The sequence below is a fragment of the Bradyrhizobium sp. NBAIM08 genome, from assembly GCF_020193935.1.
GTDB classification, from domain to species: Bacteria; Pseudomonadota; Alphaproteobacteria; order Rhizobiales; family Xanthobacteraceae; genus Bradyrhizobium; species Bradyrhizobium yuanmingense.
This window is the reverse complement of record NZ_JADYVR010000221.1, coordinates 1-462: the sequence shown is the minus strand read 5'-3', so window position 1 is coordinate 462 and position 462 is coordinate 1. Positions and strand designations below refer to the sequence as shown.

The 462-nt window shown below is 69.9% G+C and carries 1 protein-coding gene; it reads right to left on the bottom strand.

Features of this window, described 5'->3' with window-relative positions; translation table 11 throughout:
* The coding region (locus I6F37_RS46310; protein ID WP_225154258.1) for an FAD-dependent oxidoreductase at positions 1 to 462 on the bottom strand (462 nt) is incomplete at both ends.

The following is a 462-nucleotide window of genomic DNA, read 5'->3' as shown; positions in this document are numbered from 1 at the left end:
CCATGAGGTCCTTGGGTCGGCGGGAGCCCACGCTGGGCGGCGTGGACAGGAGGAGGGGGGCGAGGACGTCGGCCACCCCACCGATCCAGGCGTGGTAGTCGCCGAGCCGGTCGGCGTCCTTGCTGGAGAACTTGGCCACCTCGTCACGGTCCAGCTCCGGGTCGTCCTCGGCCAGGAGGTAGCGACCGTCGGGGAGGGCGATGAACGTCGGCCCCATGGGGATGACGTGATAGCCGTGCTCGGCCAGCTTGAGGTCGTTGAGGATCGTCGGGGGCATGAGGCTCATGACGTAGGACAGCGCCGTCATCTTGAACTCGGGTCCCCACGGCGTCTCGGTCGTGGCCGCCCCGCCCACGTTGTCCCGGGCCTCGAGGACCACGGGTTTCATCCCGGCGCGGGCCAAGTAGGCCGCGGCCACGAGGCCGTTGTGCCCACCGCCCACGACGATGGCGTCGTACATGC